Origin of the sequence: Roseitalea sp. MMSF_3546, assembly GCF_030732865.1 — a bacterium.
GTDB lineage: Bacteria > Pseudomonadota > Alphaproteobacteria > Rhizobiales > Rhizobiaceae > Roseitalea.
Genome location: NZ_JASHKB010000018.1, coordinates 58465 through 80336, shown reverse-complemented (window position 1 = coordinate 80336; position 21872 = coordinate 58465). Strand labels below are relative to the sequence as shown.

Annotated in this window: 21 protein-coding genes and 2 tRNA genes; 13 read left to right on the top strand and 10 right to left on the bottom strand. The window is 68.2% G+C overall.

Features of this window, described 5'->3' with window-relative positions; translation table 11 throughout:
- On the bottom strand, positions 1-365 hold a 365-nt coding region (locus RBB34_RS14265; RefSeq protein WP_306119903.1), incomplete at its 3' end, for an aldehyde dehydrogenase family protein.
- 301 nt (positions 366-666) lie between these two features.
- On the opposite strand from RBB34_RS14265, the gene RBB34_RS14260 reads away from it, so the two are divergent.
- Entirely contained in the window at positions 667-2574 is a 1908-nt protein-coding gene (locus RBB34_RS14260) for an ATP-binding protein (protein WP_306119900.1), read from the top strand.
- 4 nt (positions 2575-2578) lie between these two features.
- On the opposite strand, the gene RBB34_RS14255 is transcribed toward RBB34_RS14260, so the two are convergent.
- The gene (locus tag RBB34_RS14255) at positions 2579-3226 is read right to left on the bottom strand and encodes a response regulator transcription factor (protein ID WP_306119899.1); all 648 of its coding nucleotides are present in this window, start codon (positions 3224-3226) and stop codon (positions 2579-2581) included.
- A 234-nt stretch (positions 3227-3460) separates the two neighbouring features.
- Here RBB34_RS14255 and RBB34_RS14250 point away from each other — a divergent pair, with 234 nt between their 5' ends.
- Both RBB34_RS14250 and RBB34_RS14245 read left to right on the top strand, forming a co-directional pair.
- Positions 3461-4177 (top strand): hypothetical protein, encoded by a 717-nt coding sequence (locus tag RBB34_RS14250; RefSeq protein ID WP_306119898.1) that lies wholly within the window; start codon positions 3461-3463, stop codon positions 4175-4177.
- A gap of 29 nt (positions 4178-4206) precedes the next feature.
- A complete protein-coding gene (locus RBB34_RS14245) occupies positions 4207-5529 on the top strand; it encodes a surface lipoprotein assembly modifier (protein WP_306119897.1) in 1323 nt (440 codons plus the stop codon).
- Between the two features lie 61 nt (positions 5530-5590).
- Here the strand turns inward: RBB34_RS14245 and RBB34_RS14240 are convergent.
- Together RBB34_RS14240 and RBB34_RS14235 are read right to left on the bottom strand one after the other, a co-directional pair.
- A tRNA-Ala gene (locus tag RBB34_RS14240) sits at positions 5591-5666 on the bottom strand.
- A 108-nt stretch (positions 5667-5774) separates the two neighbouring features.
- Positions 5775-6191, bottom strand: coding sequence for a TIGR02300 family protein (locus tag RBB34_RS14235; protein WP_306119896.1), 417 nt, complete (start codon positions 6189-6191; stop codon positions 5775-5777).
- A gap of 248 nt (positions 6192-6439) precedes the next feature.
- On the opposite strand from RBB34_RS14235, the gene RBB34_RS14230 reads away from it, so the two are divergent.
- From RBB34_RS14230 to RBB34_RS14215, 4 genes are all read left to right on the top strand, one after another.
- Entirely contained in the window at positions 6440-7096 is a 657-nt protein-coding gene (locus tag RBB34_RS14230; protein WP_306119895.1) for a hypothetical protein, read from the top strand.
- Positions 7093-7728, top strand: a complete 636-nt coding sequence (gene cmk, locus RBB34_RS14225) for a (d)CMP kinase (RefSeq protein ID WP_306119894.1) — start codon at positions 7093-7095, stop codon at positions 7726-7728. Before RBB34_RS14230 ends, cmk begins: the two co-directional genes overlap by 4 nt.
- Positions 7729-7875: 147 nt before the next feature.
- The gene (gene rpsA / locus RBB34_RS14220; protein ID WP_306119893.1) at positions 7876-9582 is read left to right on the top strand and encodes a 30S ribosomal protein S1; all 1707 of its coding nucleotides are present in this window, start codon (positions 7876-7878) and stop codon (positions 9580-9582) included.
- 170 nt (positions 9583-9752) lie between these two features.
- Positions 9753-10082 carry a DUF6665 family protein gene (locus tag RBB34_RS14215; RefSeq protein ID WP_306119892.1) on the top strand — a complete coding sequence of 110 codons (330 nt, stop codon included), beginning with the start codon at positions 9753-9755 and terminating at the stop codon, positions 10080-10082.
- Positions 10083-10297: 215 nt separating this feature from the next.
- On the opposite strand, the gene RBB34_RS14210 is transcribed toward RBB34_RS14215, so the two are convergent.
- From RBB34_RS14210 to RBB34_RS14195, 4 genes are all read right to left on the bottom strand, one after another.
- On the bottom strand, positions 10298-10987 hold the full coding sequence (locus tag RBB34_RS14210; protein ID WP_306119891.1) for an HAD family phosphatase: 690 nt from the start codon (positions 10985-10987) through the stop codon (positions 10298-10300).
- A 16-nt stretch (positions 10988-11003) separates the two neighbouring features.
- Positions 11004-11633 carry a ribonuclease D gene (locus RBB34_RS14205; protein WP_306119890.1) on the bottom strand — a complete coding sequence of 210 codons (630 nt, stop codon included), beginning with the start codon at positions 11631-11633 and terminating at the stop codon, positions 11004-11006.
- 76 nt (positions 11634-11709) lie between these two features.
- On the bottom strand, positions 11710-12897 hold the full coding sequence (locus RBB34_RS14200) for a cation:proton antiporter (protein ID WP_306119889.1): 1188 nt from the start codon (positions 12895-12897) through the stop codon (positions 11710-11712).
- Between the two features lie 6 nt (positions 12898-12903).
- Positions 12904-14016, bottom strand: a complete 1113-nt coding sequence (locus tag RBB34_RS14195; RefSeq protein ID WP_306119888.1) for a polyheme membrane-associated cytochrome C — start codon at positions 14014-14016, stop codon at positions 12904-12906.
- A 172-nt stretch (positions 14017-14188) separates the two neighbouring features.
- On the opposite strand from RBB34_RS14195, the gene RBB34_RS14190 reads away from it, so the two are divergent.
- Positions 14189-15661 (top strand): ferredoxin reductase family protein, encoded by a 1473-nt coding sequence (locus tag RBB34_RS14190; RefSeq protein ID WP_306119887.1) that lies wholly within the window; start codon positions 14189-14191, stop codon positions 15659-15661.
- Between the two features lie 92 nt (positions 15662-15753).
- Here RBB34_RS14190 and RBB34_RS14185 read toward each other — a convergent pair whose 3' ends face one another.
- A complete protein-coding gene (locus RBB34_RS14185) occupies positions 15754-17427 on the bottom strand; it encodes a DUF2793 domain-containing protein (RefSeq protein WP_306119886.1) in 1674 nt (557 codons plus the stop codon).
- Between the two features lie 271 nt (positions 17428-17698).
- Between RBB34_RS14185 and RBB34_RS14180 the strand changes: the two genes are divergently transcribed.
- Positions 17699-17773: transfer RNA gene (locus RBB34_RS14180), tRNA-Gln, on the top strand.
- 339 nt (positions 17774-18112) lie between these two features.
- Here the strand turns inward: RBB34_RS14180 and RBB34_RS14175 are convergent.
- Positions 18113-18460, bottom strand: a complete 348-nt coding sequence (locus tag RBB34_RS14175) for a hypothetical protein (RefSeq protein WP_306119885.1) — start codon at positions 18458-18460, stop codon at positions 18113-18115.
- Between RBB34_RS14175 and phnD the strand changes: the two genes are divergently transcribed.
- The 4 genes from phnD (at position 18428) to phnE (RBB34_RS14155) (ending at position 21859) form a co-directional block, all read left to right on the top strand.
- A complete protein-coding gene (phnD, locus tag RBB34_RS14170; protein WP_306119884.1) occupies positions 18428-19351 on the top strand; it encodes a phosphate/phosphite/phosphonate ABC transporter substrate-binding protein in 924 nt (307 codons plus the stop codon). The genes RBB34_RS14175 and phnD overlap by 33 nt on opposite strands.
- Positions 19352-19425: 74 nt before the next feature.
- Positions 19426-20247: a phosphonate ABC transporter ATP-binding protein gene (gene phnC / locus RBB34_RS14165; protein ID WP_306119883.1), complete on the top strand. Its 822-nt coding sequence runs from the start codon at positions 19426-19428 to the stop codon at positions 20245-20247.
- Positions 20244-21050, top strand: coding sequence for a phosphonate ABC transporter, permease protein PhnE (gene phnE, locus RBB34_RS14160; protein ID WP_306119882.1), 807 nt, complete (start codon positions 20244-20246; stop codon positions 21048-21050). The genes phnC and phnE (RBB34_RS14160) overlap by 4 nt, the downstream gene beginning before the upstream one ends.
- The gene (gene phnE / locus RBB34_RS14155) at positions 21047-21859 is read left to right on the top strand and encodes a phosphonate ABC transporter, permease protein PhnE (protein WP_306119881.1); all 813 of its coding nucleotides are present in this window, start codon (positions 21047-21049) and stop codon (positions 21857-21859) included. Before phnE (RBB34_RS14160) ends, phnE (RBB34_RS14155) begins: the two co-directional genes overlap by 4 nt.
- Positions 21860-21872 lie beyond the last annotated feature (13 nt).

Here is a 21872-nt window from a genome sequence, read left to right as displayed (position 1 = left end):
TGGCGGCGGTCCAGATAATCGCCCTTTTCGATGTGGCGGGCGAACATGCGCAACTGGCCGGTGGTGCGGCCGCGCTCGCCTTGAAGGCGCGCCTCGGGCAGGCCGGTCTCCTGGCTGCCGATCGTCGTGATCGCCTCGCCGCGCGCCTCGATCTCGTCGGCGATCGCATCGAGGAAACGGGCGCGCTCGTCCCGCCTCGAATAGCCATAGGTCCAGAAAGCGTCTTCGGCCGCCCTGCAGGCCGTATCGACGTGATCGGGCGTGCCGACGGCGAAATCATGGGCCTCGCCATGGGCCGGGGCGCTCTTGAAGGTCGTCTCGCCGGCGACCCAGTCGCCCGCAATCAGATGTTTTCCGTTCAGCATGGTCTCGCCCACAATGGCCTCCGATCGTTCCGGTCTTTTCAAGGATTTGCGCGCCCTGCGGCCGCCGGGGTCTTGGGTGGACAGTCGACGGGCATTTGTCAATGCGCGATTGGGCAACGGCGCGCTGCCGCCCCGCGCAGCGCCACACCAGGAGCCGGCAGGGGTCAACCCCGCGATCGGGGGGTTGACCGGCGCCGAAACCGCTCCGACTGTTCGCGAACGCGCAGACAGGTGCCGGGCCGGCCGCCATGACGCGCATCGCGCAAAGGGGGGCTTTGGCACGATGAATTCGGATACGCCCATGGGAGCCGAAACGGCGGCAGGGCTCGCTCGCGGCGGCGGTTTGCCGGTGACGCCGGCGGTCCGGCTGGTTCTGGTCGCGCTTGTCGGTCTGGCCGCGCTGACCGTCGTGTTCTGGCTGGTCGGCACCCATTGGCAGGGCCCGGGCGGCTTTCTTGCCGCCATCGCCGCGCAGGATCTGCGATTCTGGATGCAGATCGTCACCGGTCTTGGCGCCTGGCTGATCTCGGCCTGGGTCTGGGCGCTCAAGCCGCGCAATCCCGATGTCGCCCTGTTCGCGCTCAGCGGCCTTGCCACGCTGACCTTCACCTTCTCCTTCGCGCCGCCCAGCGCCGTCGACGTGGCCCTGCCCGTGGGGCTGATGAGCCTTCTGTTCCACGTCAATTTCGCCGGCGCGGTCGCCTTCGGCATCGTCATGCCGATCCTCTTGATGCGCTATCCGGTGCGGCTGCCCTTCCATCGTGCGCTTTCGGTTGCGATCATCGCCGTCTTCGGCATCTGGTCGCTGATCGCCGCGATCGGGCCGATGGAACGGCTCGCCTGGGGCTACATGATCACCTTCATCGAGATGCTGTGCATCTGCGCGGCGGTGATCGCCCAGTATTTCGCCACGCGGAACCGGCCCAGGGACCGCGCCATCGCCATCTGGCTCGGCGTGTCCGTGCTGGTCGGCTCGGGGGCATTCATCTCCCTGATCGCCGCACCGATCGCCCTTGGCTTCGGCCCGCTGGTCGACGAGCACTACGCGCTCTCCTCGTTCCTGCTCATCTATGTCGGCCTGGCCGTCGGGCTGACGCGCTACCGCGTGTTCGAGCTCGGCGAATGGGCCTTCTACGTCCTGTTCTACGTCGTCGGCGCGCTGATCCTGCTGACCGTCGACGGGCTCCTGATCGTGGCGCTGTCGATCGATCCGCGCACCGCCTTTGGCGTGTCGCTGCTCGCCGTGGCGGTGGCCTATCTGCCCGCGCGCGACTGGCTGTGGCGCCGCTTCATGCAAAGGCGCCGTCTCGAGGAGCACGAACTGTTCCAGGCGATCATTGATGTCGCCTTCGAGCCGGCCGGTGGCGAGCGCCAGAGCCGCTGGCGGTCGCTGTTCGCCAAGCTCCACGATCCGCTCGCGTTCGAGCCCGTGGCCGAGGGCGCGCCCGATGCGGCCATCGTCGACGACGGGGTCGGCCTTTACGTGCCGGCCACCGCCGACCTGCCCGCCATGGTCATGCGTCATCCGTGGCGCGGGCGCGGCCTGTTCGGCCCGCGCCATCTGCGCACGGCGCGCTATCTGGTCGACATTTTGCAGCGGGCCGAAGCCGGCCGACGCGCCTATGACCGCGGCGTTGCCGAAGAGCGCGCCCGCATCGCCCGCGACATGCACGACAATATCGGCGCCCAGCTTCTGAGCGCGCTGCACAGCCCGGCGCCCGAGCGCAAGAACCTGATGATCGGCCAGACGCTGAGCGATCTGCGCGACATCATCCGCAATGCCACGCGTCCCGGCCTGCCGGTCGAGGAGGCGCTGGCCGATCTGCGCGCGGAGACCGCAGAACGGCTCGAGCCGACCGACATCGTGCTCGACTGGATCGCGCGCGGCGAGCAGACCGCCATCCTTGCGCCCGACACCGCGCACGCCCTGCGCTCGCTGGTGCGCGAGGGCGTCTCCAACATCATCCGGCATGCCGGGGCGACGAAGGCCGAGGTGGCGATCGATTATTCGGGCGAAGAGATCCGGCTGCAGATCGCCGATGACGGGCGCGGCTTCGATCCGGCGGCGATCGCCAATGGCGCCGGGCTCAACAGCATGCGCGCACGCGTCGGCGCGCTCGACGGCGATTTCGAACTCGCACGGGCCGAACCGGGCACGACGATCCGCGCGCGCCTGCCGCTGGCCGGCCGGCCGCAGGTGGCCGGGTAGCGGTTCAGCCGCGTTCCTGCTCGGCGGCGCCCAGGCCCATGCGCGTTGCGTGCCAGGACGCCTCGGCGCGCGAGGAAATGCCGAGCTTGCGGTAGATGTCCTTGATGTAGCCGGCGACCGTGCTCTCGGCGAGGCCGAGTTCGGCGGCCACCTCGGCATTGCGCAGGCCGCGCGCGATCAGCGCCAGGACGTCGGTCTCGCGCCGGGTCAGGCGGATCTCGGCGCAGACCGGGCCGGTATGCCGGAAATGGGTCATGATGCGCCGGGCGATGACCGGCGACAGCGCCGGAATGCCGTGCGTGAGCTGGCGCAACTGGTGGGCCAGGATCGAGGCATCCTGGTCCTTGAGCAGATAGCCCTCCGCGCCCTGCGACAGGGCGGCGACCACATCGGAATCCTCGCCCATCACCGTGGTGATGACGCACACCGTCGCGGGGTGATGGCACCGGATGTCGGCCAGAAGATCGAGGCCCGATCCGTCCGGCAGGCGCAGATCGATCAGCGCGAGATCGGGCGGGTCGACCAGCGCCGCCCGGCCGGCGCGCAGATCGGCCACCTCGTCGACCTGGGCATCGGGAAACGCATCGCGCGCGATCGCCGCCAGCCAGCGGCGGGTCTCGGCGACGTCTTCGAGGATCAGGATGCGCTTCATGGTGGCCGCAAGATTGCCGTGCCCGGCGCCTGCCCGCAAGCCGGATCGGCCGTTGCGGGCGCTGCGCCATTGCCATGCCGAACAAAGCGCAACCGGGCCGGGCCCGTCACCCCCGGTTCGGGGGGCAGACGCGGGCCGGCCCGCCGCCTTACGTGACGATACGGTCCGGCCTGGCGCCCTGCGCACCCGGCCGGGCAATGGACGCAGCCGACAATGCACGATGGGGTCTTGATGATGACGGGACATGGAAGACGGATCGCCGCGGTTTCACTGACGATCGCAAGCCTGGGAGCGCTTTCGGGATGCTCGCTGTTCGGCGGCGCCGGCTCGGCCGCGGGCGTTCTGGCCGGCGTTGCGGGCGGGGCTGGCGCAGGTGGCGGCGGTGCGGGCGGCGGCGGCTTCGATGCCACAAGCGACGCCATCATCGCCCAGGGGCCGACACGCACGCCCCTGTCCGGTCAGGCGAACTATGCCGGCGAACTGCGCATCAACACCCAGGACGCAAGCGGAGCCGGCAATGGCAGCGTCACGGGCGATCTGGCGCTGACGGTCGACTTCGATGCGACCGACAACCCCTTTTCGGGTTCGGCGAGTGGCTTTGCCGGCACGGTCGGCGGCCAGCAGGTGGCGCTCGATGGGCAATTGACGGCGCAGGACAACACGGCCGGGGGCGTCAATTTCATCGCGTCCGACACCGTGTCGGCCGCGGGTACGTCGGTGACGACGACATCCTTCGGTCTGAACCTTGAGGGCGAACTCACCGAGCAGGGCACGGGCGTCACGTCGCAGGTCATCGCCGGCACGAACAATCTCTTCATGGGGCCGGACGGGCAGGGGTCGGCCGGTGCCATGCGCGTCGACGTCACAGACACCGGCGGCGAGACGAGTGTGCTTACCGGCCGGTCCGGCGGCGTCGGTCTGGACGGGGCATACCATATCGAGCGGCAGTAGCCGGCGAGCGCCGCGCCCACGCAACGACGATGTCCGCGCGTTCAGCGTCCAAGGGCCGGCGCGGCTCGAAGCGTGGCCTCGCCCTGGCGTTGGTATGCGCGCTGTTTTCCGCCGTCCCAGCCGCCGCGCAGACGCCTCTGGAACGCGCCGAGCACCTGTTGCGCGCGCGCCAGCCGGCGGCGGCGCTGGCGCAGGTCGAAGCGCTGACGGCCCGCACCGCCGCAGAGCGCGAGCGCATCCTGTGGGTGGCCGCCGCCGCGCATATCCAGCGCAAGGCGCCGGCCACCGCCCTGCCGCTGCTCGAGGCGCTGGTGTCCGCCGACCCCGCCTCTGCCCGCTACCGCTTCGCACTCGGTCGGGTGCTGCTCGATCTGGGCCGAACCGACCGGGCGCGCCATCATCTCGAACGGGCGCTCGACGGCGGGCTGGAACCCGACGCGCAACTGATCGCCCTTGAGGATCTCGAACGGATCGAGCGCACCCGCAAATGGAGCGGGCACTTTCGTTTCGCGCTGGCGCCCGACAGCAATCCGGCCGCCCGTACCAGCGACCGGCAGGTCGAGATCGGCGGGTTGCCCTTCACGCTCGGCGAAAGCGCGCGGGCGCAGCCCGGCACCGGCCTCGATATCGGCGGCAGCCTTCACCATGGCCACTGGATCACCAACCGCCTGCGGGTCAGCGCCGGCGGCCATGCCAGCGCGCTGCTCTATCGCGACCAGGCGCTCACCGATATCCGCATCGGCGCGGTCGGCCGCCTCGACTGGCAAGCCGACGCGCACCGCAAATTCACGGTGAGCCTGCGCGCCGGCACGCGCTGGCGCGGCGGCAAGCCCTATTCGGACGAGATCGGCTTGAACCTTGCCTTTGCGCGCCGGATCGGCCCGGCAACGACGCTGCGGCTGGAGGCCGGGCGCACCGTGATCCGCCATGACAGCTTCGCGAGCGCCGACGGGCACAGCGACAGCGCGGCGGTCCAGGTCCGGCACGGCATCACGCCGGCGCTGAGCGTGCACGCGACGGCCGGCGTGATCCGCACACAGGCGCGCGCCGCCTCCGAAAGCGGCACCCATGTGCTGGCCGGCATCGGCGCCGATCTGACGTTTCCGGGCGGGCTGATGGCGGGGCTGTCCGCCAGCGTCGGCCGCGATGTCCGCGATGGCCCGGAGCCGCTCTTCGGCACCGTGCGCCGCGATGTGAGCTATGGGCTGGGGGCGCGGTTCTCGCATCGCGATGTGCGCCTGGGCGGCTTCGCCCCGGTCGTGACGCTGAGCTACAAGGGGCGCCGCTCCACGCTCGCCATCCACGACTATGACCGCTTCGGCGCCTCGCTGGGCCTCACGCGGGCGTTCTGACGAGGCGGTCGGGACCGGACCGTGCGGGTCGGGTTGGCGGGCGGCAGCCCGCAAGCAAAAATGGTGGAGCCAAGGGGGATCGAACCCCTGACCTCTTGCATGCCATGCAAGCGCTCTCCCAGCTGAGCTATGGCCCCGTCCATGACGGACCGCCCGGCTTGTCGGGCGGATCGGCGCTCGATACAACCGCGGCGCGGCGATATCAAGCCCAAATGCGTGCGCGCCGCCCCGGTCCGGCGGCGGTTTCAGTCCTCGTCGTCGCCGGTGCTGATGTCGACGATACCGGTGACGTCGTCCTCCTCGTCCGCGTCGTCGTCGGGCAGGAAGGTGTCGTCCTCGTCGTTCTCCTCGGCCAGCGGCTCGTCGTCGCTGTCGTCGCCCAGATCGGGGATGTTCTTGCCGTCCTCGGCCGTCTCCTCGTCGGCATCTTCCAGAGAAACGACGGTCGCCGTCTCCAGATCGACCTCGTCCTCGGCGGTCTCGGCGGGCTCCTCGGCCGGCTCCGGCTTGGCCGCGATCACCTCCGAACCGGTATCTTCGAAGAACGACAGCGGATAGCTCTTGCCGGTATAGGGAGAGACGATCGGGTCCTTGTTCAAATCATAGAACTTGCGCCCCGTTTCCGGGCATACGCGCTTTGTGCCAAATTCGGGTTTTGCCACGGCTGGACCTCGCCAAAGACGATGCGGGGCCGCGCTCGCGTCGCGGCGCCGGCAAACCGCATGGGGGTGAAAAGGTGGGGCGGTCCATAACCGCAATGCCCATGGCTGTCAAAGCCAATTGTCGGCCGATTCCCAGCGCTCGCCGGCCCGGCCGGAACGCGCGGATCGGCGGTCGCGCGAAACGCCGATTTGACGCCTCCGCCAGGCTCGCGTATGCGCGGGCGCAACCGCCCCATCCGACCCGGCCCATGTCCGCTCTCACCGATCATCTGCGCATCGTCCTGGCCGGCCTGGCGCCGGGCCGCTCCACGCTGGCGCCGGCTGGCCGGAGCGACGTTGCACCCACGATCACGGCCATGACGATGCTTGGCGCGCAGGTCGCCACGCATGGAGGCGGTCTTACCGTTCACGGAACGGGCAATGGCTGCCTGCTGGCGGCGACCGATGCGCTCGATCTGGGTGCCGCCCTCACGCCGGGCCTGCTGATCGTCGGTCTGGTCGCCACCTACGACATGGCGACGACGATACGACTTGCCGGCGCATCGGCGGATGCAGCGGAACTGGCCGCGCTCGCCGGCGGGCTGCGCGATCACGGCGCGCAGATCGACATTGGCGACCAGGACGGCGCGGTGATCGTCCAGACCCATGGCCCGCCGACGGCCAATCCGGCGCTGCACGAGGCGGCGAACCGGTCCGATACGGTGGTCGCGGCGCTGGCGCTTGGCGCGCTCAACGCGCCCGGGCGCACGACGATCGCCGGGCTGACCCGCGATCCGGCCGGCCTCGTGGCGCCGTTCACGGCAGCGGCGGCGGGCGTTTCGGCGGCGAGCGCGCCGCAAGGCCAGCACAGGCTGACCATCGAGGGCCAGGCCCTGCTGGCGCCGTTTCATGGGGACGCGCCATGATGCCGGTGATCGCCATCGACGGGCCGGCGGCATCGGGCAAGGGCACGCTGGCGCGCCGCATCGCCGCCCATTACGGGCTGCGCCATCTCGATACCGGGCTGACCTATCGCGCCGTCGCCCATCAACTGGTCAAGGCCGGCAAGCCGCTCGACGACGAAGCCGAGGCGATCGCCGCCGCGCATGCGCTGGACCTTGCCGCCATGGACCGGTCCGTGCTTGCCGATCATGCGGTGGGCGAAGCGGCGTCGAAGATCGCGGTGATGGCCGGCCTGAGACGGGCGCTGGTCGACCGGCAAAGGGAATTCGCGGCGACCCCGCCCGGCGCCGTGCTCGACGGGCGCGACATCGGCACGGTCGTCTGTCCGGACGCACTGGTCAAGCTGTTCGTGACGGCCGGTGCGCCCGAGCGCGCCCGCCGGCGCTACCACGAGATCCTCGCCGGCGGCGGTCAGGCCGATCGGGCCGCGATCCTCGCCGACATCAAGGCGCGCGACGCGCGCGACATGAGCCGCGCCGATTCGCCTCTCAGGCCCGCCGAGGATGCCCACTTGCTTGATACGTCCGATATGACTATAGAAGCGGCATTTCAGGCGGCCCGCGCGATCATCGACCGGGCGCTTGAAGCGAATTGAACCCGTCCAGCCGCTTTCCCCGCGCCGGATTGCCTCCCCCAAAGCTTTGCATGGAGAGGCCGGATCGCGCGCTGGCGCAGCCAATGCAAGCCCCGGCGCCCGTGCGCGCGATGGCGTTCGAACGCCGCCCGCACATCAGGAGTATCAATGCCAGAGATGAATCCAACGCAGGAGGACTTCGCGAACCTCCTGGAAGCCTCGTTCGAAAAGCACGACACGCTGGAAGGGCGTGTCGTCGAAGGCACGGTCACGGCGATCGAAAAGGACGTGGCCATCGTCGATGTCGGCCTGAAGGTCGAGGGGCGCGTTCCGCTCAAGGAATTCGGCGCCAAGTCCAATGACGGCACGCTCAAGCCCGGCGACACGGTCGAGGTCTATGTCGAGCGCGTCGAGAACGCGCTGGGCGAAGCGGTGCTGTCGCGCGACAAGGCCCGCCGCGAGGAAGCCTGGGTCAAGCTCGAGGCCAAGTTCAACAATGGCGAGCGCGTCGAGGGTCACATCTTCAACCAGGTCAAGGGCGGCTTCACCGTCGATCTCGACGGCGCGGTGGCGTTCCTGCCGCGCTCGCAGGTCGACATCAGGCCGATCCGCGACGTCACGCCGCTGATGCACACGCCGCAGCCCTTCGAGATCCTGAAGATGGACAAGCGCCGCGGCAACATCGTCGTCTCGCGGCGTACGGTCCTCGAGGAAAGCCGCGCCGAGCAGCGCTCGGAGATCGTCCAGAACCTCGAGGAGGGCCAGGTCGTCGAGGGTGTCGTCAAGAACATCACCGACTATGGCGCGTTCGTCGACCTTGGCGGCATCGACGGGCTGCTGCACGTCACCGACATGGCGTGGCGGCGGGTGAACCACCCCACCGAGATCCTGCAGATCGGCCAGAGCGTGAAGGTGCAGATCATCCGCATCAACCAGGAGACGCACCGCATCTCGCTGGGCATGAAGCAGCTCGAGGCCGACCCCTGGGAAGGCATCGGCACGAAATACCCGATCGGCATGAAGGTGACCGGCCGCGTCACCAACATCACCGATTACGGCGCGTTCGTGGAGATCGAGCCGGGCATCGAGGGTCTGATCCACGTCTCGGAAATGTCGTGGACCAAGAAGAACGTCCACCCGGGCAAGATCCTGTCGACCAGCCAGGAGGTCGAGGTCGTCGTGCTCGAGGTCGATCCGGACAAGCGTCGCATCTCGCTCGGGCTCAAGCAGACGCTCGACAACCCCTGGGAAGCGTTCGCGCGCGACCATCCGACCGGTTCGGTCGTCGAGGGCGAGGTCAAGAACAAGACCGAGTTCGGCCTGTTCATCGGGCTCGACGGCGATGTCGACGGCATGGTGCACCTGTCCGATCTGGACTGGAATAGGTCGGGCGAGGACGCCATCGAGGACTATCACAAGGGCGATGTCGTCAAGGCCGTGGTCCGCGACGTCGACATCGACAAGGAGCGCATCTCGCTGGGCATCAAGCAGCTCACCAGCGACGCGATCGCCGATGCGGCCGCATCGGGGACGCTGCGCAAGAACGCCGTCGTCACCTGCGAGGTCACGGGCGTCACCGATGGCGGCATCGAGGTGAAGCTGGTCGATCACGACATCGACACCTTCATTCGCCGCTCCGACCTGTCGCGCGATCGCGACGAACAGCGCCCCGAGCGCTTCTCGGTCGGCCAAAGGGTCGATGCGCGCGTCACGCAGTTCAACAGGAAGGACCGCCGCGTCCAGGTCTCCATCAAGGCGCTCGAGATCGCCGAGGAGAAGGAGGCGGTCGCCCAGTTCGGCTCGACCGATTCGGGTGCCTCGCTCGGCGACATTCTGGGCGCCGCGCTCAAGAAGCAGGACAACGGCGACAAGTAAGCGCCCGTTGCCCCGCTCCGGGGCCAGTCGGCCATCGGCACGCGGGGCGTCGCTGGTGTCCGACCCTGAACGGACCCGCCGGTCACCGACCGGCGGGTCTTTTCTTGCGCCATCTGGAAAGACGGGCGCGCCCTGCTATTGTCCGCCCGACACGGCATGACGAGGCGATGATGCTCAAGGCTCCCGATCTGCGCCGGCTCAGCCGCGGCGAAGTGACGATCGACGCGTTCGCCTATGAGGCGGCCTCGGAGACGGCGGCGGCGCTCGGGCGCGCCGGGCGCAAGCTCGAGGCGGCGCTGGCCGCGCTCGAACGGCACGACGCAACGCCCGGCGCCAACCGGGATCGCGACGAACTGGTCCAGGAAGCGGCCGACTGCGCCTGGGCGCTGTTCATCCAGCGCGACTTCCTGGGCCTGAAGTCCGACCACCATCTGGCCGGGACCTACCGTATCCCGCGCGAGGTCATGGTGCGGGTGGGGATCGTCGGCGCCCGGCGCTGACACGGCGCGGCTTGGCGTTGTCCGACCGTCATTGTCCCCACGCGAAACGCCCCCGCCAATGGCGGAGCCAGGCGGGAAAATCGGCGAACGGGCTGCACTGCACCTGGCCGCTCCTGCATGCGTGCGGGAGCGGGACAAGGGATGGGGATTGCCGCCAGCGGCAAGGCGCCGGCCAGTTGGTTGATCGGCGCCCCGGCGCCGTCAGCCAAGGCGCCTCACGCCGCCATGGCGGTCGTGTTCTGGGTCAGCCAGTCAGCCAGTTCGGCGTGGCTTGCCACGATGTGGTCGGCCCCGGCGGCGCGCAGCGGCGCGCCGGACTTGTCCGCCCAGTGACCGCCGCCGGTGAAGCCGATGACGAATTGGCCCGCCGCCTTGGCGCCGCGCACGCCGTTGGGACTGTCCTCGATGGTGATGCAGTCCTGCGTCTTGTGGCCCATGCGTTCGGCCGCATGAAGGAAAAGGTCCGGCGCGGGCTTGCCGTGTTCGACCAAGTCGCCCGAATAGACGGCCTCGCCGAAAAAGCGATCCAGACCGGTGCGCTCGAGCTTGCGCGGCAGCAGGCTCATCACCGTGCTCGAGGCGACGCAGCGCGGCGCCGACAGCCGCGTCAGCAGCGCCTCAATCCCCTCGATGGTTTCCACCTCCCCGAGAACGCGGGTGCGCACCATGAGCTTGAAGGCATCGTATTCGGCATCGGTCAGGTCGGCGCCGGTATGGGATTTGACGAGCCCTGAGAAGCGCTCGCGCCAAAGATCGGTGGCCAGCGCCAGGAATTGCCGCATGTACCAGTCGCGTTCGACCGTGATGCCGCGGTCGGCAAGATAGGCCAGTTCGACGTCGACATAGATCCGCTCGGAATCGATGAGCACGCCGTCGCAGTCGAAGATGATCAGGGGATTGTCCATTGCAGATCGGTCGCGCTCAGCTATGGGCGAAGATGTCTTCGTCGGCCCAGCCCATGAGGTCGAGCCGGGCGCGCGTGGGCAGAAAGCGGAAGCACTCCCGGGCCACCTTCGTGCGGCCCTCCCGTTCGAGCCGCCCGACGAGCACGTCCATCAGCCGGTGCAGATGCAGCACGTCGCTCGCCGCATAGGCAAGCTGCGCCTCGCTGAGGGTGTCCGCGCCCCAGTCCGACGATTGCTGCTGCTTGGACAGATCGACGTCAAGCAATTCGCGGCACAGATCCTTGAGCCCGTGCCGATCGGTATAGGTGCGGGTCAGGCGCGAGGCGATCTTGGTGCAGAACACCGGATTGGCCGTCACGCCAAGCCCGTGCTCCAGCACGGCGATATCGAAGCGGCCGTAATGGAAGATCTTGGTCTTACTGCGATCGCGCAGCAGGGCGGCGAGATTGGGCGCGCGCTTCTGGCCCCGTTCGATCTTTACGACATCGGCGGTGCCGTCGCCGGGCGAGAGCTGAACCACGCACAAACGGTCACGGTGCGGGTTCAGGCCGAGCGTCTCGGTATCGACCGCGATGCGGTCGCCATAGCGGTCGCGGGCGGCCGCGCTAAGATCGCCGATGTGCAGCGTGATGCCGGAAACGGCCATGAAGACAAGCCTCGTCGTGGATGTGGACGGCATCTTCTATGGTGACGCGCAGCAAAGCTCAAGGCCACCGGGCCGATCAGGCGAGCCCGCCGGCCGCCGGCTCGTCCTCGCGTTCGGCATTGGCAAGGGCGGCCTGGGTCGCGATCGGGCCGATGATCTCGAAGACGATCGTGCTGGCGATGGTGATTGCCAGAATCCGGTCGCCAAAGGCGGGCAAGCGTTCGCTGGCCACCAGCGCCATGCCGATGGCGACGCCCGCCTGCGGCATCAGCGCGATGCCGGTCAACGCCCCCTCGCGGCGCGGCAGGCCCGACATCCAGCCACCGGCAATCCCGCCGAGCATGCGTGCGGCGATCCTCAGGCCGACATAGACAAGACCGATCCAGCCGATCTGGTCGAGCATGCCGACATCGAGCGAGGCGCCCGCCATGACGAAGAACAGCAGGATGAACGGCCATTCGATGCGCTCGATCTCATGGAAGGGCTGGTCGTGATGGCGCGCCAGATTGACGATGACCGCCCCGCAAGCCATGCCGGCCAGCAGAAACGAGACCTCGAGATAGATCGCCAGGCCGGCGCAGAGCATCACCACGCCCACGGCCTCCAGCAAGGTCGGCTCGCCGGGCTTGAGCCGGCCGGTGAGGTAGGCCGCGGGCACGCCGATCGCCAGGCCGAGCAGGACCGCCCCGCCGACCTCCCACAGGCCGTGCAGCAGCGTGGCGCCGGTGCCGTTGCCGACGATCACGCCGGCAAGCGTCAGAACGGCGCTGAAGGCAATCAGGCCCCAGGCATCGTCGATCGCCACGATGCCCAGAATGTTGGTGGCAAAGCGGTCCGTGCGGCCGGACTGGCGCACCACGTCGCGGGTGGCCGCCGGGGCGGTGGCTGCCGAGATGCCGCCCAGGATCAGCGCCAGGACGGCCGGAACGCCGAGCAGGGCCAGCCCACCGGCGACCAGTGCGACCGAGACCGAGGCCACCGCGGCGGAGACGATCACGATCTCGCGGCCGTGGGCGGCAAGCGTCTTGCGCCTGAGGGATCCGCCAAGCAGGAAGGCGACCATGGTCAGCGCAGCATTTGCGTAAAGGTCGTCGGCGCTGGCCAGCGGCGCCGGCAAGATGTCGAGCATGGGCGGGCCGAGCACCGCGCCCAGCAGGATCAGCAGCGTGGCCCGCGGGACATGAACGCGCCTGCCGAAAGCATCGAGCGCAAGCCCGGCCAGGAACAGGACACCGAGCGCGACGAGCAGGAAGGCCTCATCCATGACCGGTCATGGACGGGTCAGACCAGCCATGTCGACATCGACGCTCTGAGACAGGCTTTCCAGGCTGTCGTGGAGCAGTTGCAGCGCGTATTGCGGGTGGTGCACCCAGGCGCCCTTGTCCTTGGCGACAACCTGGTAGTTGTAGGCGGCCTTGACCAGGCGCGGCGTCCAGTTCGCATACTGGTTCGGATAGACCGCTTCGCTCTCGCCGATGGTGCCATCGCCGTCGCTGTCGATGAAGAAATAGGGATAGCTGTCGGGGTGATAGCCGATCGGTGAACCGGCGACCTGCCCGGCGTAGGCCCGAATCGCCTCGTACAGCATGGCATGCAGACCGGCGATCTCCTCGGCGATGCCTCCGGCCGCGTTGCCATCGCCGTCGAAATCGGCGTGCCGGGTTCGGATATCGGTGATGTCGTCGACCCCCTGGTGGCAGGCCAGACAGCCCTCGGTCGCAACCTCGGTGGTGTGCGGTTCGTGGCAGGCCACGCAACTGTTGGCGCTCGGCACATGGGTGAAGCGGCCGGCATAGCTGCGACCGTCATATTGGTAGCCGCCCCGCGTCTCGGCTCCGTGCATGACGGCTGCGGCGATGCCGTAGTGAACGTTGATGAAAGACAGATCCTCCGAGACCGCATCGGGATCCATTCCGTCCGTGGCGGCGACCACCGTGTCGGTCGAGGCAAGCCCCTGGTGGCACAGCGTGCAGGTGGCCGATGCGCCAAGGCCGGTTACGGTCACGGTGGACGGGAACGGAACCGCGTCGAGCGCCTCGGCCTCCGAGACGTGGCAGGAGGCGCAGCCGATGACCGTGTTGATCGTGGCGGGATGGTCGACCGCCAGCGGTGCGCTGCCGTCGGCTCCGAGCCAGTCGAGAAAGCCGGTCTCCGAATGGCAGGCGGCGCATCTGGCCGGGATCTCGCCGTCCTCGTTCCAGTGCGTGAACGAAGGCGAGCGATAGCTTGCATGCGGTCCGCGCAGCCAGGCCTCGGTGAAGTCGGAAAGGCTTTCCAGTGCCTGCGCGCCGGGCGGTCCGGCCCCGTTGTCCTGCGCGGCGAGCGGTGAGGTGCCGGCGAAAACCAGCGCAAGCGGCAAAAGAAGAAGGCGAGCGATGAACATGTCGGGCCTCGCGGCGTCGGTTTGCGCCCACCGATCGCGGGCGATCTGGACGAAGAACGCGTGCGCCATCTATGGACAAGCGCGGGTTCGGGTGCATTGATCCCGATCAACGACAATCGGCAGCCTATGCACGATCGGTTCGATCGGGGCCAAAGCGACGACAGGAGACGACATGCCGGGGCCACATACGTCCTCCGGGTCGGTGGACCCGCGGCAGCCGCCGCGCCTGCCCGCAGCCGTGGTCGCGGTGCTGTACCCGGTGGTATGCCTTGCTCCGCTTGGCCTCGCCATGATGCGCGACGTCGCGCCCCCGGCCCCGTGGGAGCTCTTTGCGGCCGGTCTGGGGCTGGTCGGGCTCGCCGTGATGGCGGTCCAGTTCGTCACGTCCGGCCGGTTCGAGACCGTTTCGGGGCGGCTGGGGATCGACCGCGTGATGGCGTTTCACAAGATGACCGCCTGGTGGGCCCTGCTCGCCGTCATCTTGCACCCCTTCGCCTATGTCGTGCCGACATGGCTGGCCGACCCCGCGCACGGCCAGGAACGGCTTGCGGCCTATTTCGCGCTGCCTCACTACCGGTCCGGCGTCATCGCTCTCGCGGCGCTCGCATTGCTTGTCGTCGGCTCGGCCCTGCGCGCGCGGTTGCGGCTGCGCTATGAGGTGTGGCGCGCCGTTCATGTCATCCTCGCGCTGGTCGCGCTTGGCGGCGGCCTGCACCATGCGTTGAGCGTGGGGCGGTTCAGCGCGCTTGCCCCCGTCAGCATCTACTGGTGGGTGCTCGGCGCGGCGGTCGCCGGGGTGATGGCGATCCTGTACGGCCTGCGCTGGGCACGGCTCCACATGAGACCATGGAAGCTTGCCTCCGTCACCAGGCTCGCGGACCGGTTGTGGGAGCTCGACATCCAGCCCGCGGCCGGCACGCCGCCGCTGCGCTACCGCGCCGGACAGTTCGTCTGGATGACCGAGGGCGGCCGGCGCTTTCCTCTGTTCGATCACCCTTTCTCGATCGCGGACAGTCCGACGCGCCCCGGGATCAGCCTGATCATCAAGGAAGCGGGCGACTTCACCGACCGGATCGGCACGCTCGCGCCCGGCACGGCGATCGGCATCGACGGACCGTTCGGGCACTTCACGCTCCAGGCGCATCGCGGCCAGGCGGTGCTGCTGATCGCCGGCGGTGTCGGCATCGCGCCGATCATGGGCATTTTGCGGGACATGGCCGCGCGCGGCTACGACAATCCGGTGCGGCTCGCCTATGCGGCGGGTGCGCCCGACAACTTCGTCTGCCTGCCCGAGATCGCGACAGCCGAAACACAGCTCGACATGCGCACGCTGCTGCTCAGCGAGACACCGGCGCCCGACTGGCGCGGCGAGACGGGCCTGCTCGACCGGGCCCGGCTGGTGACGATGCTCGAGGGTCTCGATCCGGCGCGCACGGTGGCGCTGCTGTGCGGTCCGGGGCCGATGGTCACCGCGGTGTCGGACACGCTGATCGAACTGGGCATGCCCATGGACCGCGTCATCTATGAGCGCTTCGACTATTCCGAAGGCGCCTCGCGGCTCGACCGGCGCATGCGGCGGCGCTTCCTGACGCTCGGCGGCGTTCTGCTGATCGGCCTGGCCGGTTTCGTGGCCGTCGCGGCGTGAAACCCCGCGACGGCCGGGGGCCGGTGCGCCCGCCGCGACGCGATGGGGCACCGCCGCCCGTTGCCTGACCCTGGCGGAGCGCGCGGCGGCGGTCAGTTCGTCAGCTTGCGTACCGAAATGTTGTCCAGATGCACAGTCTGGCCGGCATCGCACCAAAAACGCAGTCCCATCGTCGTGCCGGTCGCCTTGACGATGTAGCGGAACGCGCCGGTGGTGCCTTCATTGCCGAAGATGGACGGCGTCACGCCGCTGATCTCGCGGGCCGGCAACGCGTTCGCGGCCTCGAACTCGACCTGGTAGAAGGCGCCGTTCTCCACCGTCACATTCTGGGTGAAGGTCTCGCTGGGCTGGCTGAACCCGTTGCGGGTGACCTCGGCCTTGCCGTTGTTCTGCACCGCCGAGAAGTCGGGCCAAACCGTCCAGCCGGCAAGATCGCTGTCGAAGGTGCCGTTGACGACGAGTTCCGGGCCGGCAACGAGCAGGGCACCGGCGCCGCGTGCGTTGTAATATGCGACGAAATCGGCGCGCTCGCCGGCTGTCGTCGCCCTGTCGATGACCAGCCATCCGACAATGTCGCCCAGCACGCCCGAAGCGAACAGGCGACGCGAGATCGGCGCATCGATCGGGCCGATATCGAGCGTCGTCTCGTCGATGCCCTCCTCGATCCAGCAGCCGTCGGTGCCGGCGATGAGCAGGTCGCCGACGACCGGGCCGGCGAAGGTGTGGGTGAGCTTGTCGTCGACGCCGTCGAGCACCAGCCGGCCGTGGGTCGTGCCGGCAAGTTGCGGACGCAGCGAGGCGCCGGCCTGCGTGGCATGGGCCTGGTTGCCGGACCTGTCGACGACATGGCCGACCGGGTCGGTTTCCGCCGCCTGCGTTGTCGCGGCGGCGTCCTCAAAGACGGTCGACAGGTCGGCCGGGCTGCACCAGGCGCCGTCCTCGCCGCCGCCGAACAGCCAGTCGGGACTGAATGCGTCGGTCGTCACGCGCAGCCAGTAGCTGGCGTCGGAGACCATCAGGCCGGCACCGCCGGGCCCGTCGGTGACATAGACCATGGTGCCGGCGGCGACCGTATCGGCGGCCGGCCGCTCGGCCACGGTCAGGCTGGCCAGCCCAAGGGGAGCGGCGATCGCCAGGCGGCCCGTGTCGGCATCGACCACGAAGGCATCGTGCCAGGTGCTGCCGTCGGGCGAGACCTTGACGCGCCAGTCGTCATCGCCGGCAAGGCCGAACTCGGCCCGGCCCGACCAGTTCGTCTGGAAGACAACCGAGGCCGTGTCGGCCGGCGCGTTCTTGTTGAGCTTGAGCCGATGGCCCGCGCCGGCATGGCTCAGAAGCGTCGCCGCGGACGCCACGGCCAGCCGGTTGGTGTCGTCGGCCGTCGTCTGGATGCCGACATGAGTGGCGTTCTGGACCTCGGTGACGGACGGTTCGGCATCGATCCAGGCCGCCCCGTCCCAGGCGATCAGCCGGCTTTCGGCGAGCAGATAGGCATGCCAGCCCGTTTGCGCCGTGAAATAGGCCCACGCGCCGTCCTGGAAGGCGGCGATCTGACCGTCCCGGCCTGCCCAATGCGCAGTCGCTCCGGCGCCGACGATGTGCCGGTCGCCCTCGCCCGGCTCGGCGGGCGGCGCGGTGCGGTCGCGGTCGATGACAACGAGCTGGACGAGTGCATCGAGCGCGCGGATCGCCTCGTTGTGGGTGACGTGCTTTTGCGCCTGCGAGGGCATGATGTAGGGCAGGTCGAGATTGGGCGTTCGTTCCATGGCGGTGCTCGGTGCTCGAATGTTTCGGAAATATTGGCCGAGCCCGTGGGCGGTTCGATAAACTTGCCTCGGCTGCAATGCCGATGACCGCCAAATGCGACGCGGCGGCAAGGCGTTGACGGCACCGAGGCCTTGTGATGGCGGACCTTTGTGTCGACCCCTGCAGGCAGCAGCGGCGGGCCGGAACCGGTGACGGTTGCGATCGCGGGAAAAACCGGCGGAACCGTTGACAGCCTCGCCGGTTCCGGCTTTATCCGGGCGTGATGCGTCATGGGGCGTAGCCAAGCGGTAAGGCAGCGGTTTTTGGTACCGCCATGCGCAGGTTCGAATCCTGCCGCCCCAGCCAGCCCATCTTACGGTTCGGCGGCGCGCACAATCCCCAGTCATTCACCGATAGCCCGGATCGTTGCAGAGGTGCCGGTGTCTGCGCGAGGGGGTCGCGGTCCATGCCAGCACCAGAACACGGCCCTTTTCGGGGGGTGGATTCGACCGGTGGGCCTGCCGATGGCCAGGCTTCATCGCGGCTGCGCTGGACGCCGCTCTGTCGCCGGTATGTGCGGGAGCACGAGAACGCCGTTGCCGTTCGCAGCGGGGGCGATCCGCATCGGACAATCGAAGACGCGCTCGAGATTGGCTTCGGAGAGCACGTCGGCGGGAGCACCCGCGGCCAAAACCCTTCCTTCGCTCACCAGGACGACATGGTCGGCAAAGGCGGCAGCAACTGGCCGACCACGCCCGGGCCGAGCAACAGTGCCGCGGCGAACGCGCCGCCGAGCGCCTGCGCGCCGAACAGCAGCGGCAGCAGGCGCGCAAGTCGATCGAGACCGACCAAAGGCATGGCGGCCGTCTGCGGGGTTTCCCGGGCATCTTCGTCGGCTGGCGGCCCTTTTGTCATCTGTCTGTTGCAATCGGCCCATAAATCCCGGAACCATGCCTTTTCGAAGGTCTGGACACCGTAAATTCGAGGACAATCATGAAGCTCACCGCCACCGTTGCGGCCATGGCCGCCCTTGCGCTCGTCGAGCCTGCCCATGCAGACTTCACGCTCGATGAGCGCTACGTCGACAATGACGGCGACCTGATTGCCGACATCCCCGAGGATGCGTCCGAGTGGGTTGACCCGGACACACTGATCTTCGCCTATACGCCCGTCGAGGACCCGGCCGTGTATGCCGAAGTCTGGGCCGGCTTTCTCGACCACATGGCCGAAGTGACCGGCAAGGACGTCCAATTCTTCCCGGTCCAGTCCAACGCCGCGCAGATCGAGGCCATGCGCGCCGGACGTCTGCACGTGGCCGGCTTCAACACCGGCTCCAACCCGCTCGCCGTCGCCTGCGCAGGCTTCCGCCCGTTCGCGATGATGGCGGCCGAGGACGGATCGTTCGGCTACGAGATGGAGATCATCACCTATCCGGGCTCGGGCATCGAGGAAGTCGAGGACATTCGCGGCAAGCAGCTCGCCTTTACCTCGGAAACCTCGAACTCGGGCTTCAAGGCGCCCTCGGCGATCCTGAAGGCCGAATTCGACATGGAAGCGGGCGAGGACTTCGAGCCCACCTTCTCGGGTGCCCATGACAGTTCGATCCTCGGCGTCGCAAACAAGGACTACATGGCCGCCTCGATCGCCAATTCGGTCAAGGCGCGCATGATCGACCGCGAAGTGGTCTCCGAGGATCAGCTCGAGGTGGTCTACCAGTCGCAGACCTTCCCGACGACCGGCTACGGCACCGTCTACAATCTGGCGCCCGAGCTGCAGGAGAAGATCCGCGAAGCCTTCTTCAGCTTCGACTGGGAAGGAACCGCCCTGGCCGAGGAGTTCGGCCGCAATGGCGAAGACCAGTTCATCGAGATCAGCTTCCAGGAAGACTGGGCCGTCATCCGCACCATCGACGAGGCCAACGGCGTCGTCTACGATTGCCAGTAAGCGCCCGATAACACTGTCCGGGAAGTCCGCGGGCGGCATGTGCCGCCCGTTCTTCGTTGAACCGGGGTCCGCCCATGCTGCGCATCGAGAAGCTGTCGAAAACCTACAGGACCGGCGATAAGGCGCTCACCGAGGTATCGGTGGCGGTCCCCGAAGGACAGATCATGGGCCTGATCGGCCCGTCGGGCGCCGGCAAGTCGACGCTGATCCGCTGCATAAACCGGCTCGTCGAACCGACGGCGGGCAAGGTCATGCTGGGCGAGGTCGATCTGGCGCGCCTCGGGACCGGCGAGCTGCGCCGACAGCGCCGGCGCATCGGCATGATCTTCCAGGAATATTCGCTCGTCGAGCGGCTGACGGTGATGGAGAACGTCCTGTCGGGCCGGCTCGGCTACGTGCCGTTCTGGCGTAGCTGGCTGCGCCGGTTCCTGCCCGAGGACATCGAGCGCGCCTACCGTCTGCTCGACCGCGTCGGACTGGTCGATCAGGCCGACAAGCGGGCCGACGCCCTGTCGGGCGGACAGCGCCAGCGCGTGGGAATTGCGCGCGCCCTCGCCCAGGAGCCGGATCTTTTGCTTGTCGACGAGCCGACCGCCAGTCTCGATCCCAAGACGAGCCGGCAGATCATGCGGCTTCTCACCGAAATCTGCGCCGAACGTGGCCTGCCGGCCATCGTCAACATTCACGACGTCCCGCTCGCCCAGCAGTTCATGCAGCGCATCGTGGGCCTGCGCGACGGCCGCATCGTCTTCGATGACCGACCCGACGTGCTGGGCGAATCCGCCCTGACGACCATCTACGGCGCCGAGGACTGGCAGGCGATGCGCCAGGGCGATGACGAGCAAGCCGAAGCGGAAGCCGACGCCGCCCGCCGCATGGCCGTGCTGGCCAGATGAGCCAGCCCGCCTATCCCACCGCGTGGCGCCGTCCGCCGCAGATCGTCAAGGACCGGCGCTGGCGCCTTGCCTTGCAGATCGGCATCCTCGCCTATCTGGTGCTGGCCATCGGCTCGCTGGAGGTGAACTGGGAACGCGTGGCCATCGGCCTGGAGCGCGGCCAGCGCTTCGTCATGGGCTTCCTGCAGCCCGACTTCGCCAGCCGCTGGAGCGACATCTCGCGCGGGCTGGTCGAGAGCCTGACCATGACGCTGACCTCGACCGTCGTCGGCGTGCTGATATCGGTGCCCATCGGCATCGGCGCGGCGCGCAACATGGTGCCGCGGCCGATCTATCTGGTGTGCCGCGGCATCATCGCCGTCAGCCGGTCGCTGCAGGAGGTGATCATCGCCATTTTCCTGGTCGCCATGTTCGGATTCGGCCCGTTCGCCGGCTTCCTGACCCTGTCGTTCGCCACGATCGGGTTCCTCGCCAAGCTGCTGGCCGACGACATCGAGGAGATCGACGAGACGCAGGCCGAGGCGATAAGGGCCACCGGCGCCTCCTGGTGGCAACTGGTCAATTATGCCGTGCAGCCGCAGGTCATGCCGCGCCTGATCGGGCTCAGCCTTTATCGGCTCGACATCAATTTTCGCGAATCGGCGGTGATCGGCATCGTCGGGGCGGGCGGCATCGGCGCGACGCTCAACACCGCGATCGACCGCTACGAATATGACAGCGCCGGCGCGATCTTGTTGATCATCATCGCCATCGTGATGGTCGCCGAATACGGCTCGAGCTATCTGCGGAAGTTCCTGCAATGAGCGGGCCGGAGCATCACAGCCAGGTGTGGACCTATCGCACGCCGCGCGCCCGGCTGCTCATCTGGACCGGCTGGGTGGCGCTGGTCGCCCTGTTCGTGTGGTGCTGGCAACTGATGACGCGCGACACGATCTGGTTCTTCGTGCAGGATGCGCCGCGCCAGGCCGTCGACATCGGCAGCCGCATGGTGCCGCCGCGCTGGGAATACGTGCCCGAACTGCTGGTGCCGATGTGGGACACGCTCAACATCGCCACGCTCGGCACCATCGGTGGCGTGATCCTTGCGGTGCCGGTGGCATTTCTGGCCGCGCGCAACACCTCGCCGTCGCCTCGCCTGCTCAGGCCGATCGCGCTGTTCATCATCGTCGCCTCGCGCTCGATCAACTCGCTGATCTGGGCGCTGTTGCTGGTCGCCATCATCGGGCCGGGGATTCTGGCGGGAATCGTCGCCATCGCGCTGCGCTCGATCGGCTTTGTCGGCAAGCTGCTCTACGAGGCTATCGAGGAGACCGATCCGCTGCAGGTCGAGGCGATCGAGGCGACCGGCGCCAGCGGCGCCCAGGTGCTCAACTATGGCATCGTGCCCCAGATCATGCCCGCCTTCTGGGCGATCTCGACCTTCCGATGGGACATCAACATCCGCGAAAGCACGATTCTGGGGCTGGTCGGCGCCGGTGGCATCGGCCTGAAGCTGCAGGCCTCGCTCAACGTGCTCGCCTGGGGCCAGGTGACGGTGATCCTCATCCTCATCCTGGGCACGGTGATCGTCAGCGAGTGGGTTTCGGCGCGCATCCGTCACGCGATCATCTGACCGGCCGGCTTGG